The organism is Paenibacillus sp. R-74696, from assembly GCF_055814915.1.
This window is the reverse complement of record NZ_JBPULM010000030.1, coordinates 487991-504152: the sequence shown is the minus strand read 5'-3', so window position 1 is coordinate 504152 and position 16162 is coordinate 487991. Positions and strand designations below refer to the sequence as shown.

General features: G+C 48.2%; 17 protein-coding genes. 11 read left to right on the top strand and 6 right to left on the bottom strand.

Going from position 1 to position 16162, the window contains the following annotated elements:
• Nucleotides 1-3: 3 nt before the first annotated feature.
• From ACSR9A_RS13805 to ACSR9A_RS13760, 10 genes are all read left to right on the top strand, one after another.
• Nucleotides 4-1023: a PLP-dependent cysteine synthase family protein gene (locus ACSR9A_RS13805; protein ID WP_473757744.1), complete on the top strand. Its 1020-nt coding sequence runs from the start codon at nucleotides 4-6 to the stop codon at nucleotides 1021-1023.
• A gap of 19 nt (nucleotides 1024-1042) precedes the next feature.
• Entirely contained in the window at nucleotides 1043-1699 is a 657-nt protein-coding gene (gene pyrE, locus ACSR9A_RS13800; RefSeq protein ID WP_473757743.1) for an orotate phosphoribosyltransferase, read from the top strand.
• 184 nt (nucleotides 1700-1883) lie between these two features.
• A complete protein-coding gene (locus ACSR9A_RS13795) occupies nucleotides 1884-3074 on the top strand; it encodes an MFS transporter (protein ID WP_473757742.1) in 1191 nt (396 codons plus the stop codon).
• A gap of 132 nt (nucleotides 3075-3206) precedes the next feature.
• On the top strand, nucleotides 3207-4001 hold the full coding sequence (locus ACSR9A_RS13790; protein WP_473757741.1) for a Cof-type HAD-IIB family hydrolase: 795 nt from the start codon (nucleotides 3207-3209) through the stop codon (nucleotides 3999-4001).
• Between the two features lie 283 nt (nucleotides 4002-4284).
• Nucleotides 4285-5238, top strand: coding sequence for an ABC transporter permease (locus tag ACSR9A_RS13785; protein ID WP_341278377.1), 954 nt, complete (start codon nucleotides 4285-4287; stop codon nucleotides 5236-5238).
• A gap of 27 nt (nucleotides 5239-5265) precedes the next feature.
• Complete coding sequence (locus tag ACSR9A_RS13780; RefSeq protein ID WP_430157036.1) at nucleotides 5266-6165, top strand: carbohydrate ABC transporter permease; 900 nt, start codon at nucleotides 5266-5268, stop codon at nucleotides 6163-6165.
• A gap of 114 nt (nucleotides 6166-6279) precedes the next feature.
• Nucleotides 6280-8067, top strand: coding sequence for a type 2 periplasmic-binding domain-containing protein (locus tag ACSR9A_RS13775; RefSeq protein ID WP_473757740.1), 1788 nt, complete (start codon nucleotides 6280-6282; stop codon nucleotides 8065-8067).
• A 261-nt stretch (nucleotides 8068-8328) separates the two neighbouring features.
• Nucleotides 8329-10083 (top strand): sensor histidine kinase, encoded by a 1755-nt coding sequence (locus ACSR9A_RS13770; protein ID WP_473757739.1) that lies wholly within the window; start codon nucleotides 8329-8331, stop codon nucleotides 10081-10083.
• On the top strand, nucleotides 10076-11491 hold the full coding sequence (locus ACSR9A_RS13765) for a response regulator transcription factor (protein WP_473757738.1): 1416 nt from the start codon (nucleotides 10076-10078) through the stop codon (nucleotides 11489-11491). The genes ACSR9A_RS13770 and ACSR9A_RS13765 overlap by 8 nt, the downstream gene beginning before the upstream one ends.
• A gap of 35 nt (nucleotides 11492-11526) precedes the next feature.
• Complete coding sequence (locus tag ACSR9A_RS13760) at nucleotides 11527-13203, top strand: extracellular solute-binding protein (protein ID WP_473757737.1); 1677 nt, start codon at nucleotides 11527-11529, stop codon at nucleotides 13201-13203.
• Nucleotides 13204-13363: 160 nt separating this feature from the next.
• Here ACSR9A_RS13760 and ACSR9A_RS13755 read toward each other — a convergent pair whose 3' ends face one another.
• From ACSR9A_RS13755 to ACSR9A_RS13730, 6 genes are all read right to left on the bottom strand, one after another.
• Nucleotides 13364-13456: a dihydroorotate dehydrogenase gene (locus tag ACSR9A_RS13755; protein ID WP_099521728.1), complete on the bottom strand. Its 93-nt coding sequence runs from the start codon at nucleotides 13454-13456 to the stop codon at nucleotides 13364-13366.
• A 245-nt stretch (nucleotides 13457-13701) separates the two neighbouring features.
• Nucleotides 13702-14160, bottom strand: a complete 459-nt coding sequence (locus tag ACSR9A_RS13750; protein ID WP_473757736.1) for a spore germination protein GerPE — start codon at nucleotides 14158-14160, stop codon at nucleotides 13702-13704.
• Complete coding sequence (locus tag ACSR9A_RS13745) at nucleotides 14157-14372, bottom strand: hypothetical protein (RefSeq protein ID WP_473757735.1); 216 nt, start codon at nucleotides 14370-14372, stop codon at nucleotides 14157-14159. Before ACSR9A_RS13745 ends, ACSR9A_RS13750 begins: the two co-directional genes overlap by 4 nt.
• Nucleotides 14365-15024, bottom strand: a complete 660-nt coding sequence (gene gerPC, locus ACSR9A_RS13740) for a spore germination protein GerPC (RefSeq protein ID WP_473757734.1) — start codon at nucleotides 15022-15024, stop codon at nucleotides 14365-14367. The genes ACSR9A_RS13745 and gerPC overlap by 8 nt, the downstream gene beginning before the upstream one ends.
• Before the next feature lie 17 nt (nucleotides 15025-15041).
• Nucleotides 15042-15245 (bottom strand): spore germination protein GerPB, encoded by a 204-nt coding sequence (locus tag ACSR9A_RS13735; protein WP_046229874.1) that lies wholly within the window; start codon nucleotides 15243-15245, stop codon nucleotides 15042-15044.
• Entirely contained in the window at nucleotides 15242-15481 is a 240-nt protein-coding gene (locus ACSR9A_RS13730) for a spore germination protein (protein ID WP_046229873.1), read from the bottom strand. Before ACSR9A_RS13730 ends, ACSR9A_RS13735 begins: the two co-directional genes overlap by 4 nt.
• Nucleotides 15482-15691: 210 nt before the next feature.
• On the opposite strand from ACSR9A_RS13730, the gene ACSR9A_RS13725 reads away from it, so the two are divergent.
• Entirely contained in the window at nucleotides 15692-16126 is a 435-nt protein-coding gene (locus tag ACSR9A_RS13725) for an Hsp20/alpha crystallin family protein (protein WP_338551915.1), read from the top strand.
• Nucleotides 16127-16162: the final 36 nt, after the last annotated feature.

Below are 16162 nucleotides of genomic sequence, written 5' to 3'. Positions count from 1 at the left end.
GCAATGATATACAACAATATTACGGAATGTATTGGAAATACGCCGGTTTTAGCTCTAAATGACGATTTAGTTCCTAAGGGCAAAAGCCTATATTTAAAGCTGGATTACTTTAATCCTAACTTTAGCATCAAGGATCGAACGGCTCTTGGTTTAGTAAAAGCGGCGCTTGCTTCAGGGCAATTAAATCATGACAGTATATTGGTAGAATCAACCTCAGGCAATCTTGGGAAATCCCTCGCTATGCTAGGAGCCGTTTATGGATTTCGCGTCATTATTGTGGTTGATCCTAAAGTAAGCGAAAGCTTGCTGAAGTGGTATCAGGCTTATGGGGCAGAAATCAGCATGGTGACTTCACCGGCAGCGGACGGAGGTTTTCAACGGGCCAGGCTAAACCGCGTTCAGGAGCTGCTCCAAAAGTTTCCCAATGCGTACTGGACAAATCAATATGATAATCCACAAAATCCGCAATACCATTCGCAAACAACAGCCTTGGAAATCGTAGACTTGCCGGTAGATGCTATTATTGGCGCAGTCAGCACAGGCGGGCATCTTTGTGGAATTGGGAAATACGTGAAGGAGCAGAGACCGAATGTGAAAATCGTGGCTTGCGATGTAGCGGGTTCGGCTGTGTTTCGAGAAAAATTTTCTCCTTATTTGATTAATGGTGTAGGGCTAAGCTGGAGGAGCGATAATACAGATATTTCAGTGCTGGATCAGGTGTGCATTGCCAGTGACCAGGAAGCGATTTCGATGTGTCGTTTATTAGCCCGACATCATGGCATTTTAATGGGGGGGTCTGGTGGCTTGACGGTAGTAGCGGCTCTAGCTTGGCTGAATCAAAGTGATTCAAAATCGGCTGTTGCGATTATACCGGATACAGGAATCAATTATTTGGATCAGTTTTACGATGACAAATGGCTTATTGAAAAAAATATAACCCTGCTTGACCGTTCCGAGCTGCAAAAAACGATTCAAAATAAAGCGTTTGACTCCTTGCAAATGAAATCGAATGTTTTATCCTAAACGTTTATACGAATGGAAGGTGAATGAAATTCGAAATATTAGTGAAGACTTTGCAAAGTTTATAGTCGATGATGGCATCATTAAATTTGGTGAGTTCACATTGAAATCAGGAAGAGTTAGTCCCTATTTTTTTAATTTTGGCTCCTTCAATGACTCTGCGATGTTAGCGCGTCTGGGAAGCTTTTATGCAGACACGATTGTGAAGGAAAAGATTGAATTCGATATCATTTTTGGGCCTGCCTATAAAGGGATACCGATAGCGTTAACTACGGCACTGGCCTTGCATAACAATGATGCGGGCAATGTAGGTTTTGCCTTCAACCGCAAGCTGCAGAAGCAATACGGAGAGGGCGGAAATATAATCGGCGCAACGCTTGCGGGCAAAAAGATACTTGCGGTAGATGATGTGCTTACATCAGGCAGAACCATTAAAGAGACGAAGCAGTTAGTTGAAAATGAGGGCGGGATATTAACTGCATTTCTAGTGGCATTAGATAGAGAAGAAAAAGGCTCTGAAACGGCATTATCCGCATTGGAGGAGGCGAGCAAAGCCTACAGTGTAAAAATATACGTCGTAGCTCGTATAACCGATGTTGTAGCCTACATGTCCGATCCTGAGGATAAAAAGCAAAATGTGGAAAAAATCAAGGAATACCTAAAGGTGTATGGGAAATAAGGAATCAAATGAAAAGAAGTCCTTTCAGCATAAGATTGGCTTCTTTTTTTAATATAGGAAAGTATATCATTTCGCTATCCTTTCTCTATATTCCACCTTCGAAACGAAAGCTTTGCCGCCAGAGGACGGCAAAGCTGTTTACGCTTGTGCAGTACGACAAACTAGCATAGGATAGAGGATGACTATGGGTAAAGTAATGATTCAAATTAAAACTTTAAATTTTTTAGTGTTTTCGACATTTGCCATTCTGCTTCCCTACCTTCCATTACTGCTTTCAGAGAGAGGCTTCAGCATAGCTCAAATTGGGCTGCTGCTTATGGTAGGCCCCTTCTTTGCGATTTTTCTTCAGCCAATTGTAGGTTTTATAAGCGATAAATGGCATGCAGTAAAGAGGATTTTATTGCTTCTATGGTGCTTGACAGGAATTAGTGCAGTTGGCTTGTTTTATATAAGCAGCAAGCTGTTTTCGGTTGTTTTTGTCGTTTCTTTGTTTATGTTTTTCCTTTCCGCCATACCATTGGTAGACACGCTGACTGTAAAAATGGCCGAAAATTTTAAAAGTACATACAGTACGATCCGATTGTGGGGCTCTATTGGCTTTTGTATAGTAGCTGTCTTTCTTGGCGCCTATTTTGAGCGTATTGGAGGGTTAGATGCCCTCATAAAAATCTATTTTCCGATTTGGCTTGCCGCCATCCTTATCTTATTTAATTTAAATGAAGTGGATGGACAGGAGAATAGCCGCTTTAATTGGAGAGACCTTGTACAGTTAATAGGGAATAAAAGAATATTTATATTTTTGATTTTTTTATTATTTTTAGCGGTTCCCCATCGCATGAATGATGCTTTATTCTCCATATATTTTAAAGAAATGGGCGCAAACGATTCTATGATTTCATGGGCATGGGCCATTATTGGTTTGAGTGAAATTATTGGTTTTTATATGTCGGCTAAATTATTGAAATGGTTCCATCCCTTAAAGCTGATTATCGCAGCGTCTTTGTTTTATATCATTCGATGGGTTTGTTATGTGTATACGAGCGAGCCTTCTATCATTTTAGTTTTACAGCTGTTTCAAGCGATAACCTACAGTCTGTTTTGGGCATCAGCCGTAAATTATATGGTATTAGTGGTGCCAAAGCAGTTTAGGACAACGTCCCAATCGCTGCTGGCTATGATATTTTTAGGCGTATCGGGCATTTTGGGAGGGTCCATAGGCGGTGCGGTTCAGCAAAATTATGGCGGAAGTTATATGTATGTATTTGCTTCATTGTCCGTGTTTATCGCTTTGATTGGGTTTTTCGCTTTAAGAAAACAAGCGGATTCGGCTGTCATAACCTCAGAAGTAGAGGTAAAGAAGAAATATGCAGGTTGATTTAATAGGGGTGGAAATTTATGCAACTTTTATATATAATGGTTCAAGCATAAATGGAAATTTGCAGCCACTTTTGGAAGCCGAATATGCACCTACTAGAAATAAGGACTAACTGGAGGGAATTTTTCAGCAATGTATAAGTTGATCGCAATTGATATGGACGGTACCTTATTAAATGATAATCATATTATTTCTGATAAAAGTATAGAAATTATTAAGGAACTTTCCTCATTAGGCTCTGAAGTCGTATTATGTACCGGCAGAGGGCCGACAAGCACAAAATTTTATACGGATATCATTGGCATAAATGGTGTGGGCATAACGTTCAATGGAGCGATTACGATCGATTTTGAAAATAACCAGATTATGAATCAATATGCGATAAACGCTCCTCAACTTGAAAGCTTTATGAGCTATTGTCGAAAACACCAGATTCATTTTGATATTAACACGCCGTTTGATCTTTATGTGGATAAGGTGGAGCAGATGAGTAAAGAAATAGGTGATATATACGCCAGTTTTTATATTCATCCTAGATCGCTCCCGCAATTTGATAGTCTGGCAGATCCTTTAATAAAATTCACCTGTATTGGTACAAGTGAACAATTAAATCAATTGCAAATCGATTTAAGCCTCTTGAGCCAGGAGCTGAATATTACAAGGTCGGCGGATACCTTTATTGATGTATTGAATATTCAAGCTGATAAGGGAAATGCCTTGAAAAACCTTGCCGAGCAGAGAGGCGTAAAGAAAGCGGAAATTTTAGCGATTGGAAACTACTATAATGATATAACGATGCTGGAGTCTGCTGGGCTTGGCATCGCGATGGATAATTCTCCGGAGGAGTTAAAGCGTTTGGCAGACGATATTACATTGTCAAATAATGAGGATGGTGTGTACCACGCCTTGCAAAAATATTGTTTTTAAAATTTCCAAGCCGCATGGGGTGTAAACGCCATGTGGCTTTTATTTTGTCAATAGGCAAGAAGGAGAAGGTAGGAATTTGGTTCGCTAATGGGAGAATTTCGTTCAAATATACCAAACGACATTCTTTCGAGCTGAAACAGCTGTCACTCTCTGCTGAAGGGCTATTCAGGCTAAACTAAAGGCAAGATCAACCGCTGGGTGCTGGTGAACTCATTTTTAGTAAGCGCTTACTGAAAACGAAAAGCCTGGCAGGCGGTTGCGACATCTTTACAGGAGGGATTACATGAAGGCGGCTATCCGTCCGCAAAGCTCGATGTCTCGGCGCAGCGGCAGCTTAATACCGGACAAATTCCGTTTGTTTTTATTTGCTTCTCCGTTCCTCGTGCTGATTTTATTGTTTAGCTACTTTCCGCTGTACGGCTGGTTATATTCCTTCTACAATTATCGGCCAGGGTTCCCGCTATCGGAGACGCCATTCGTCGGCCTGCAGTGGTTTAAGGCGATTTTCTCCAATCCGACTCAGACGCAAGAGGTCATGCGGGTGATGCGCAATACGCTTGCGATGAGTACACTCGGCATTTTAACATCGGTGTTCCCCGTTATTTTTGCCATCATGCTCACTGAAATTCGCACGACCTGGTATAAGAAAACGGTACAGGTGCTCACGACGCTGCCCAATTTCATCAGCTGGGTGCTTGTTTATTCGATAGCCTTCATGATGTTTTCGGTAGATAGCGGCGTCGTCAATAAATGGATGATTGCCCTCGGATTTCAGGAGATGGGCGTTAACTATTTGGCTCAGGACGACCATACTTGGCTGGCGATGACGCTGTGGGGCTTGTGGAAAGGGCTGGGCTGGGGCGCCATTATGTATATCGCGGCCATTTCCTCCATTGACCAGGAGCAATACGATGCGGCAAAGGTAGATGGCGCGGGCCGTTTCCGAATGATCTGGCATATTACCGTTCCGGGGCTGATGCCGACGTATTTTGTCCTGCTGCTGCTTTCCATCGCTAATTTCATTAACAACGGCATGGAGCAATTTTTCGTCTTCCAAAATGCGATTAACAAAGATCATATCGAGGTGCTTGACCTGTATGTGTACAACACGGGAATGCTCGGCTTCAATTTCTCGTTTGCAACGGCGATCAGCATGCTCAAATCGATTATAAGCATCGTCTTGCTGTTCTTTGCTAATCAGCTGTCCAAAATCGTCCGCGGGGAATCGATCATCTAACTTAAGCGAGAGGAAAGGAGGAGGCGCATGCACACGCAACGCCGGCTTGGAGACTGGCTGTTCCATATTTGCAACTACGGATTTTTCACCTTGTTTACGCTGCTTTGCCTGTTTCCCTTTTATTATCTGTTTATTAATACGATCAGCAGCAATGATCTCAGCGCCAGGGGCCTCGTTACCTTGTACCCGAAAATGATTCATTTTGACAACTACATTCAGGTGCTGCAATTAAAGGGATTGGCGCAAGCGGCGCTTGTCTCGGGCGGCAGAACGATTATTGGCACGCTGCTCACCGTCGCGGCTTCGGCTTTTCTCGGTTATTTATTTACGAAGCGCAAAATGTGGGCCAGAAGCTTCTGGTACCGTTTTGTCATTATTACGATGTATTTTAATGCGGGCATCATTCCGTGGTACATCATTATGATGAAGCTGAATATGACGAACAACTTTTGGGCGTATATTTTGCCAGCAGTCGTCTCGCCGTTTTATGTCATTCTCGTCAAAACGTTCGTGGAATCCATACCGGATGTGCTAGAGGAGTCGGCGGAAATGGACGGGGCGGGCTACATCGTTATTTTCAGCAAAATCATTATGCCGCTCATTACGCCGATTGCGGCGACAATTGCGATTTTTTCGGCAGTCAGCCAGTGGAACTCCTTTATTGACACCGTGTTCCTAATGACAAACAGCAAGCTGTTTACGCTGCAATTTGTGCTCTACAAGTATTTGAACGAGTCGACATCGCTTGCTGCGATTATTCGCAATTCCCAAGGCGCGGTAGGCAATATCGACCTGACGAACAAGCAGACCGCGACCTCCATACGAACGACGGTTTCGATGATTGTCATCCTTCCGATTTTGTTCGTATATCCGTTTTTCCAGCGGTATTTTGTCAAAGGCATTATGATTGGCGCTGTTAAAGGGTAAAAGCGAGATGGCTTTGAGCTATCAGTCATCCGTTATGTGCATGCATTGAAAGGGGGTGGCCTGCCGAAGTCGGAGGTCGAGCATAAGCATGAATAAAAAAGGGAGGCAACTGCATTGAAATCATTTCGTAAAACATTTTCCTTGCTGTTAGCGACTACGATGCTGATCGTATCGACAGCAGCCTGTACATCGAACACAAACAATGGGCCGGCTAGCACGGCTAGCACAGCTCCAGCTGCGGGTGGAGCAACCGAGACGGCAGGCAGCAGCCAGCGAGAAGAAATTACACTAGATGTGTTCTCGATGCTGTCCAATTTCTCGGGCGAGCAGACAGGCTGGTTTGCCAAAGTCATTAAAGATAAATTCAATATTAATTTGAATATTATTGCTTCGAACCTCGAAGGCGGCGGCGACGTCAAATTTGCTACGATGATGGCAGCAGGCAACCTCGGCGATTTAGTTATTTTCGGCGATGACGGCCAGAAGTATTTGGATTCGATTAAAGCAGGCATGCTTGTGGACTGGACGAAGGACGGCCTGCTGGACAGCAAAGGCCAAAATATTTTGAAATATGCACCGAAGGCGATTGAGAAAAATAAAGCGAACTTTGGCGGCGGTTCAAGCGTCTACGGCATCGGCTTCGATGTTGGCGATGACAAGACTGGCCCGTCCGAAGCGAAGGATTTGACCTACAACCCGAATTTGCGCTGGGACTTGTATGAGAAGCTGGGCAGACCGGAAATCAATACGATGGAGGATTATTTGCCGGTGCTCAAGCAAATGCAGGAGCTGGAGCCGAAGAGCGAATCTGGCCGTCCGACCTATGCGTTCTCAATGTGGGCAGATTGGGATGGCAATATGATGGTGCTGACGAAAGCTTGGGCAGGCATTCACGGCTTTGACGAAGGCGACGGCTTTAACCCAGGCGGCTTCTCGCTCGTTTCGGCCGACAAGGACGAATATCAAGGCGTGCTGGATGAAGACGGCTATTACATGCGCGGACTCAAGCTTTATTTTGACGCGAATCAAATGGGGCTTGTCGATCCAGATTCCATGACGCAGAAGTTTGAGGATGTAGTAAATAAAATGAAGGACGGCCAGCTGCTGTTCACGTTCTTCCCGTGGCTCGATGATACGTACAATACGGCTGAGCATATGGCAGAAGGAAAAGGTTTTGCGCTCGTTCCGTTCAAGGAAGAGCGGACGTTCTCTTATGGCTATGACCCTTACGGAGGCAACCGCGTTTGGGCGATTGGTTCAAAAACAAAGCACCCTGATCGCGTGCTGGAGCTCATTGACTGGCTGTACAGCCCAGAAGGCAATATGATTTCCTCCAATGGACCAGAAGGTCTTAACTGGGAGCTGAAGGATGGCAAGCCGGTTCTGACAGCATTCGGCGAGCAGGCGCTTCCAGCAAATGATACAGAGGTACCGGAGGAGTTTGGCGGCGGCACGTGGAAGGACGGCATGAGCCAGCTGAACAATTCTACCTTCAAAAACACGAATATTAACCCCGACAACGGCGAGCCGTACGATTATAATCTATGGCAGTCGACGCTTGAAAAATCGCCATCGAAGCTTGATCAAGACTGGAGAGCTGCGATGGGCGGCGCTCTGACGGCTAAGGATTATTTGGAGAAAAATAATCAGCTGGCCATTATGCGTCCGCTGTTCACTGGCACGCCACCTTCTGTCATCAGCGATGAGCTGGAGCAGAAGCGCGGCCAAGTGGCACAGGTAATCAAGCAGTTTTCGTGGAAAATGGTTTATGCGAAAAATGAAGCCGAGTTCAATAAGCTGCGGCAGGAAATGCTCGACAAGGCGAAGGGCCTTGGCTATGATGAGGTGCTGGCGTGGAACGTCGAGCAAAATAAGAAAGTATTCGGCTACCGCAAGCAGTAGTCAGCAGGTAGTAGGCAGTAGGTAATGGCGGCATAGGATCTAAAGGTTTTAGAATCTAATCGTTGCATCGTTTATAGCCCCGCCAACTGGCGGGGCTAATTACGTCCTGAGGCAAGGGAAATCGCGAAAAGCGTCCATTCCCCCCTTGCATTAATGGCAAGCCAATCGTAAGATAATAACAAGATTTTCTAACTCTAGTAAAAGATCGTCAATCATACAAGTCTGTCAGTGATAGGCCTGAAAGAGAGGGATCAGCCCGCGATGTCAGCACAACATCCTGTGCTCCACAACCGCTTTGCGGCCCGTTCCTTGCGGCGCACATTAATATTTTATGTGATGCTGGGCTGCCTGCTGCCGCTCGTTCTGGTCGGCTTTCTGACGTATTCCTCCATCTATGCGATTTTCTCCAACAAAATTCAAAGCGGAATTAGCGCCAGCCTGGGCCAAGAGGCGGTTAATCTTGAAAACGCTATCAACAATCTTGATTTTGCTTCCAAGCAATTTGCGCTCGACGGTCAAATTGTAGACGAGGTTTCCGATTTTTTGCAGGAGCGGCAAATTTCTCGAAAATCACAAATGATGACCGCTATCGATCAGAAAATCAACCTCTTTAATTTTACGAATCCCTATTTGGGCTTGACTGCTTACATTATGCCAGGTGAAGAAAATCCGGTGCTTTTTTCCAATTTGGCCATGAACCCGAACTTTGACAGCAATGTGCTGCCCTTGTTTATTCATTATAATGGCGCGGATTATTATGGGCCGCATCAAACGCAGTACAGCTCCAGCAGCAATATGGTGTTTTCTGAGCAGCGGATCGTTCGTGTAGACGGTGGGCAGAAGCTGTATATTTACTTGGAAACAAATTACAATTTATTTCGCAGCATTTTGCAGCAGCAGACCTACGGCATGAAGGTTACGCATGTGCTTGTCAATGAGCAGGGCAGCATGACGTATATGGAGGATGAAAGCATGCCGGTGCAGGTGCGGGAGGCGGTAGATGCCGGGTTTCCCGAGCTGCATAAGGAGGTAGCGGATTATCATTTGTTCCGTTATCCGAGCGCCCAAGGCTGGCAGCTTATCGCCGTTGTCAGCAAATCAGCTTTCAATAGCGAAATGTATGCCTGGCTTAGCAAAATGCTTGTGCTGGGTTGTTCCACGCTCGTCTTCGCGCTGCTGCTGGCGCTGTTCATTTGGAAGCAAATTTATCGCCCGCTGCGCAAGGTCAATGTAGAAATTGTGCGCATGGCGGAAAACCGCACAAGCCCGGTTTCTTTTACCAATGTCGAGGAGTTTGACTTCGTGCTTAACAATTTTCAAAATATGAAAACGACGGTTAATGATTTGATTGCCGAGGTCGCCTACAAGGAAAAGCAAAAAGGGCAATTTGAAATTGAAAAGCTGCTGAGCCAAATCAATCCGCATTTTTTGCATAATACGCTCAATACCGTGCAGTGGCTGGCCCGGATGAATGGGCAGAAGGAAATTGATAAGCTGGTCACGCTGCTCGTCAAGGTGCTGCATTATAATTTGGGCAAGCAAAGCCTGATCGTAACCGTTAATGAAGAGATAGAAGCGATGACGAATTATATGGAGCTGCAGCGCATTCGTTATGATTATGAATTCGAATTTCAGCTTAACGTTGCTGATGAGGTGCTGCAGGTTGCGGTTCCGCGTTTTCTGCTGCAGCCGCTCGTCGAAAATGCTATTTACCATGGGATGAGCGACCGTACAGGGCGCATCGTTATTACGATAGAGCCTGTCGGCATTGCGGAGATGCTGCTGCGGGTAGAGGACAATGGCTCGGGTATTAAGCCGGAGACGATTGCAAAGCTACTGTCCGGTGATGACAGCAAGGAGAAGCGAGGTCTTGGCATCGGACTGTCCTATGTGAACCGGATGCTGCGGCAATTTTATAATGGGCAGATGCAGTTTTGCATTGAGAGCGAGCTGGGTCAAGGAACGGTAGTAACCATCGTGATTCCACGTAAAGCGAAGGAGGAGTTCGATGATTAAAGCGATTGTAGTCGATGATGAGCGGCTGGTGCGCAAAGGCTTTATATCGTTATTTGACTGGTCGATGTTTGGCATTTCAATCGTTGGCGAGGCGGCGGATGGAAAAGCAGCGCTGGAGCTACTCACGCACACGGAGGTCGATCTTGTATTCACCGATATAACGATGCCGCAGCTATCCGGCTTTGAGCTTATTGAGCAAATCAAGCAGCGTTTTCCCGCTATTCGCAGCGTCGTGCTGACCTGCCATCATGAGTTTGATTATGTCCAGGAGGCGCTGCGGCTTGGAGCGATTGATTATATTGTGAAGACGCTGCTGGAGCCCGATAAAGCGGATGAAGTGATGCACAGAATTGCCCAGCGCTTTCGGTGGGAAAGCAGCTTTCGAGCAGGAGCGGAGCTGAGCGGCGCATCGGAACGGTTGAAGGCGGATGCTGCGCTGGTGTGCTATCCCTTAACGGAAGGTGCAGGGAAAGACGAGCTGTGTCGGCATCCAGCCTTGAAGAATTTTTCGCTGGTTGAGCTGAATGGACTATGGCTCATCCCGCTGCTGCATCTGACCCCAGAGCCGGACTGGCAGCGGGAGCTGGCTCAGCTGTTAAAGGGCAGGTTTCATTATGCTATCGTTACGGGGCTTCAAGAGAAGGAGCTGGCAGATGTGAAGCGTTTGCTGGAGGAGCGCTTTGCTGCCGTGATGTTTTATATGGCGACCGGCCAGCATGACAGAATTCAATTGAGTTTTGCCGAGCTGCAGCGGATTACGGCAGCAAGTGATCAAGAGGTGCAGCTTCAACTGCTTGATGCTGACATGGCTGATCTGCGCTGGGCGCTTTACCCCACTGCTTGGGAAACGCTCATATGCCGCTTGGAGCAGCTGCGGGCGAGCAAGGAGCAGCTCATGCAATTTGGCCAAAACCTATGCCAGACCTGGTCCGCGCTGCTGATGCAGCCAAGTGAGGCGGAAGGGCTTCGCGCAGAGCTCATTCGTTCGCGCTGCTGGCAGGACTTTAAAAGCTGGCTGCGCCGCTTCTCGGATTATGCCCAGCGCAGAATGCTGGAACTGTCGCTTTCCAAAGAGGTGTTTCAGTGCATGCTGCGGGCAACGGTCTACATTCGCCGTGAAGCGGCCGGCAAGCTTAATCAGGTGGATGTGGCGGATTATGTGAAAATGAGCCGGAGCTACTTTAGCGGCTGCTTTGCCCGGTTTGCTGGGATGCCCTTTGGCGTCATGCTTCGCGGCATAAGAATGGAGCGCGCGAAGGAACTGCTGCTCACGACAGAAATGCCAGTCTACGAAATTGCTTGCGCGGTAGGCTTTGAAGATGATAAATATTTTAGCAAGCTGTTTCGGGAGCTGGTAGGCAGCTTGCCTAGCGAGTTTCGAGCCGAGCGAGTGCGTACGGGCGGTTGAGCAAGCGGCAATCCAAGGGGAATGGAGGGTGATTAATGAGAGCGAGAGTAGCTTTGCTTATAATGGCTGTGCTGCTGCTGACGGGAGCTTGTACAGGCAATAATAGCCCAGCACAGACGGCTGGCTTGCAGGGAGAAGCACTGGCGGATAGCAGCGCAGAGCCGCTCGCTTATGGGAGCATGCCAGAGCGGGTCAGCGTTCGGGTAGGGTTTAAAATTCCCGAATCCCGCTTGTCCGGCAGCGACACCAATGACAACAACCCCATTTCCCGCTACTTGGATCAATTGACGAATATAAAGGTGGTTCATGCTTGGGAAGCGAAGGGCGAAGAGGCTTTTGAGCAAAAAATCAGCTTTGCTATTGGGAGCAATGATATGCCTGATGCGATGGTCGTTGACCGCGCCCAGCTGCGGAAGCTTATCGACAATGATATGATTCAGGATTTAACGGGTACGTACGCGGCCTACAGCTCCAAGCTGGTACGCGATATTTACGCCTCTTCGGGCGGCAAGGCGCTGGAGGAAGCTTCGCGTGATGGCAAGCTTTACGGTCTGCCTAATGTGGCGATTGAGATGGACGCAGTTACCCTTCTCTGGGTCCGCCAGGATTGGCTCGATCGTCTGGGACTGGAGCCGCCGAAGACGCTGCGTGATATTGAGGAGATCGCCCGTGCCTTCGTAGAGCGTGATCCTGATGGCGACGGCAAGGCGAATACCGTTGGTATAGCCGGTGACAAAATTGTCGTATTTGGACAGAAGCCGAACCCAAGCGGTTTTGATTCTATTTTTCATGCGTTCCATGCTTTCCCGAAAAATTGGACGCGGGATTCAGGCGGCAATGTCGTATACGGTTCAATTACGCCCGAGAGCAAAGCTGCGCTCGGCCAGCTGGCAGATTGGTACAAGCAGGGACTGATAGATAATCAGTTTGTGCTGTACAAACAGTCGGAGGAGCCCATTGTGAACGGCAGGGCAGGGATGTTTTTTGGACCGTGGTGGATGCCTTATTGGCCGCTCTCAGAAGCAGTAGCACAGGATACGAAAGCAGAGTGGCGCGCTTATGCGGCTCCGCTGGATGCGAATGGGGAGTATGTAACACATACCGCACCGGTAACGGATCGTTATCTCGTGGTGCGTAAAGGCTACGAATATCCTGAGGCGGTCGTAAAGCTGCTCAATGTATTTACCCGACTGGAGCGGCGGCTGGACCCGAACATTCAGGAAACCCAGTGGCTGGATGAATATGCGTCCCAGTCCGGTGTGCAGCTGCGCCATTATTATCCGTTCGATCTGCTGCTTGATTATTCGGATGCGGTAGACAAGCGGTATGACAATCTGCAGAGCGTGCTGGAAGGCCGGCGTGACCCCGCGACGCTTGATCCTGACACTTACCAGCTGTATGAAATGACGGAGACTGAGCATCAAAACCCGAAGAAAAATTTGGATGCATGGAAGCCCGCAGCGGCTTATGAATATGGTGTCGGTGTCATTCGAAAAACGCCCATGATTAAAGTGAACAGTGTTTTCTATGGCTCCACCCCAGCAATGGGCGCGAAATGGGCGACACTTGAGCAGCTGGAGAATGAGACCTATTTGAAAATAATTGTTGGCGACCAAAGCTTGGACAGCTTTGATGAATTCGTCAAGCAGTGGCGCATGCAGGGCGGGGATGAGATTACGAAGGAAATAGCAGAGCTTGCTTCCGAGCAATAATTAGGCACGCACAGCAATAACCGGCAGGGCCCCATGCCCCCCGCCGGTTATTGCCGTGTCTGTATCCGCCTACCCTTTTACTAGCGAATGCTGCTGAGATGAAGCTGGATTAAAAGCAAGCCGTTTCATTATGCGCTAACGTGCAATGGTGTGACTAGGCTTAGAAGCAGAAGGTACGCAAGATGATAACAAGCAAAATGAAGAGAACGAGAATTGTGCCCGTATTTGTCCAACAGCTGTTGGCACCCGCGATTGGACCGCAACCTACGTTAGCGCCTGCTACAGGGTATCCCACTATTAACAACCTCCTGAATGTTTTTGTTAGTGTGAAGCTTTCGTTCACAAGGTTAATATATGCCGGAGGTGTGTGGGGAAATTGGACGTTTGTACCGTCACATCTGCTTTTCAGCTAATGCCTAGTTGAGAGAACATAAGCTTGGCAAGGGCATTTTGCCTTGCGGGTAATTCGTACCGCACAGCTGTTGTCTATGCTGCCATTCACCTATAAAGCGCAGGCTTGACCGGAGGAAGCGGGCAGCCGATGCCTGGAACTGGAAGGGGACGCTTAAACTGGCGAATATGTTTAATCCGCGATTCGGCGATCGTTTCCATCGCATTCCCCGCTTGCACGCTCGCTGATGAGCCAATGGCAATAATATATACGCAGCCAACCACAATGCGCGGGCAATGATTGGTGCGCTTTGTATGGATGATGTCTTTAGCCGGGCCGTCGAAATCATCAAAGCTCGGAAACGACTGGGTGTATAGATCATACGATTCAAAATAAACATCGCCTGCCTGGTCATGGCCTATTTCCCGCTGCAGGGCAAGCGCGCGAAGCTTTGGCGTCGATTGCCCGCGATCTCCAAGCTGGACGATGGCGGCTCCTGAGGCACTTACAATCGTCAAAACGCCGACCTCAGCTGTGCGAATAGGATAATCGAGTGGAAAGGTCATTCCGCGCCTTCTCCCTCAGCGCTGCTGGCGCCGCCCGGCTCGGGAAAAGGCGCGAGTGGGCCAACGATTACGGATTCGGGCGGCGTATCAAAAATGGAATACAACGTAACATAATCGCTATCGCCGATCTGGAAATGCGATGCGCTGGATACGCCGAGTATGTCAACTTTACCAACGCTTAGGCAATCATTGTGAACAATAAATTTAATCATGGGTTTCTCTTACGCCTCCCTTCTGTAATTGCTGCATATATTGAAGCATGGCTGCGTCAGCATCGCGAGCTGTTTTGGCGAATACCTCGGCTCTGTTCTGCTGGGCAGCGGTTTCCTCGCTAACGCCATCCTGGCGCGGCAGCGACCTTGCATAATATTGGATGCGAGCAGGCATTTGGCTGCGGATATCGGACAGAATGAGTCTGCGGTGATGGGGATCGAGCGGCATGCAAAATTGCTTCTCCATCTGCATCAGCTTCTGCGCGCCTTCGTTATCAATATACTGGTTCAAATCATTTTGTATCGGGGCATAGGGATCCGATGGCTGAGCTGCGCCATTAGGCGGAACAGGATAGACGAGCGGCTTGGATACGGCCATCTGCTCAATATCGCCATTCATATCCGGCGATCCCTGTGGCGTCATGCCGATATTGAGCGTGCCTTCAAGCTTTTCTACCTTCAACTGGTCAAAATGGTACTGCAAATTTTCCACATTATAAGTAGGCTTCGCTTCAAGCTTTTTGAGCTGCTCGCAGATGGCCGCAAGCTGTTGCTCGAGCGAAGTGATGCTTTCCTGCTGGGATTGGAGCTGCCTTGCGACGTCAAGCGACCAGGCTTGCCATGGAGACAGCTGATTCGGCTGCTGCTGCATCGTTGAAACCTCCTGTCTTAGGTCGGATTAGGCAGCGGAACGAAGGAGAGCGGATTTTCTCCACCCAGCTGGGCGGCTGGACCGGTGAAGCCGCCAGTATTATACAGCTGGGACAAGGAGCGAATGGAGCCTGCGCTGCCAATTTGCAGGACAGAGCTGTTCGAGACGCTGTCCACGCGGAGCTGATGAATCGTAATCGTCTGATGAACGGTCCAATTCATACGATATTGACCCCGTTTGCTACTTCATTTTGCGTGCCGTCCTGTACGTCTGGATCAAGCGTATTTGTGGCGCTTACGGCGTTGTTGGAATTCGTCAGGCTTCCGGTAAGGAAGGAGCCCGAGCCAGCATAGGTTTTGGAAGTGCTGGAGGGCGACATTTGCACGGCGTCGCCAAACTGGACGATGGAGCTGGAGCCGACGCTAACGATTTTCACAAAGCCGACTATAGCGGGCATAGCAAAGACCTCCTTGCTGCTAAGCGTATGGTTATAATATCGTATGCGGCATTCGCCCAGAGGTTCCCTGCTAGATATGGTGTTGAAGCCTTGCGCAAACGGAAAAGCCATGTCTTCTTACTTTTGTTTTGCGGCAGCAGCAGCTAAGAAGTATCCGCCTAGCTGGGTGACGCATATAGTGGAGAGAGGCTGGGAGGCGGGAGGTAAACGATGGATTCTAAATGGGATGAGCTCGAACGCTGGGTAGAGGGGCAGAAGCTGCCTAAAGGGTTTGATGTGCTGCGTGAGCCAGATTGGGTAGAGCAATTTGTGCGCAAAATGATGACCAAAGCGCTGCCTGAAGCTGCCGGAGCAATTGCGGAGCAGGCTTCGCCGTACTCTTTTTCCCAGAGTGAGCAATTTATCATCGTCAAATACCCGCTTCCCGCACATGTGCGCTCGGAAGAGCTTCGTTTATGGGTAAAGGAAGACCGCCTGCGTGTGGAAGGGCTGCCCGGCAATCGGAAAGAAATCATAAAGCTACCTGTTGGAGTGCGCGCCCGTGTGTGCAGAGCAATTGTGAAGGATGGCGAGCTGCGTGTGAAGCTGCGCAAGCGGCCGGTGAGCCGGAAGTATTATGAGGCGGATATTCGGTGGCGGGAATAGTGTAGAAGCAGGGTATAAGACGATGCGACCTTAGAG

Bases quoted from the DNA above. Each gene is read 5' to 3' on its own strand.
- ACSR9A_RS13735 (WP_046229874.1), bottom strand. From the start codon at position 15,245: ATGAATTGGACCGTTCATCAGACGATTACGATTCATCAGCTCCGCGTG.
- ACSR9A_RS13785 (WP_341278377.1), top strand. From the start codon at position 4,285: ATGAAGGCGGCTATCCGTCCGCAAAGCTCGATGTCTCGGCGCAGCGGC.
- ACSR9A_RS13730 (WP_046229873.1), bottom strand. From the start codon at position 15,481: ATGCCCGCTATAGTCGGCTTTGTGAAAATCGTTAGCGTCGGCTCCAGC.
- ACSR9A_RS13760 (WP_473757737.1), top strand. From the start codon at position 11,527: ATGAGAGCGAGAGTAGCTTTGCTTATAATGGCTGTGCTGCTGCTGACG.
- ACSR9A_RS13805 (WP_473757744.1), top strand. From the start codon at position 4: ATGATATACAACAATATTACGGAATGTATTGGAAATACGCCGGTTTTA.
- ACSR9A_RS13725 (WP_338551915.1), top strand. From the start codon at position 15,692: ATGGATTCTAAATGGGATGAGCTCGAACGCTGGGTAGAGGGGCAGAAG.
- gerPC (WP_473757734.1), bottom strand. From the start codon at position 15,024: ATGCAGCAGCAGCCGAATCAGCTGTCTCCATGGCAAGCCTGGTCGCTT.
- ACSR9A_RS13745 (WP_473757735.1), bottom strand. From the start codon at position 14,372: ATGATTAAATTTATTGTTCACAATGATTGCCTAAGCGTTGGTAAAGTT.
- ACSR9A_RS13765 (WP_473757738.1), top strand. From the start codon at position 10,076: ATGATTAAAGCGATTGTAGTCGATGATGAGCGGCTGGTGCGCAAAGGC.
- ACSR9A_RS13795 (WP_473757742.1), top strand. From the start codon at position 1,884: ATGGGTAAAGTAATGATTCAAATTAAAACTTTAAATTTTTTAGTGTTT.
- ACSR9A_RS13770 (WP_473757739.1), top strand. From the start codon at position 8,329: ATGTCAGCACAACATCCTGTGCTCCACAACCGCTTTGCGGCCCGTTCC.
- ACSR9A_RS13750 (WP_473757736.1), bottom strand. From the start codon at position 14,160: ATGACCTTTCCACTCGATTATCCTATTCGCACAGCTGAGGTCGGCGTT.
- ACSR9A_RS13790 (WP_473757741.1), top strand. From the start codon at position 3,207: ATGTATAAGTTGATCGCAATTGATATGGACGGTACCTTATTAAATGAT.
- ACSR9A_RS13780 (WP_430157036.1), top strand. From the start codon at position 5,266: ATGCACACGCAACGCCGGCTTGGAGACTGGCTGTTCCATATTTGCAAC.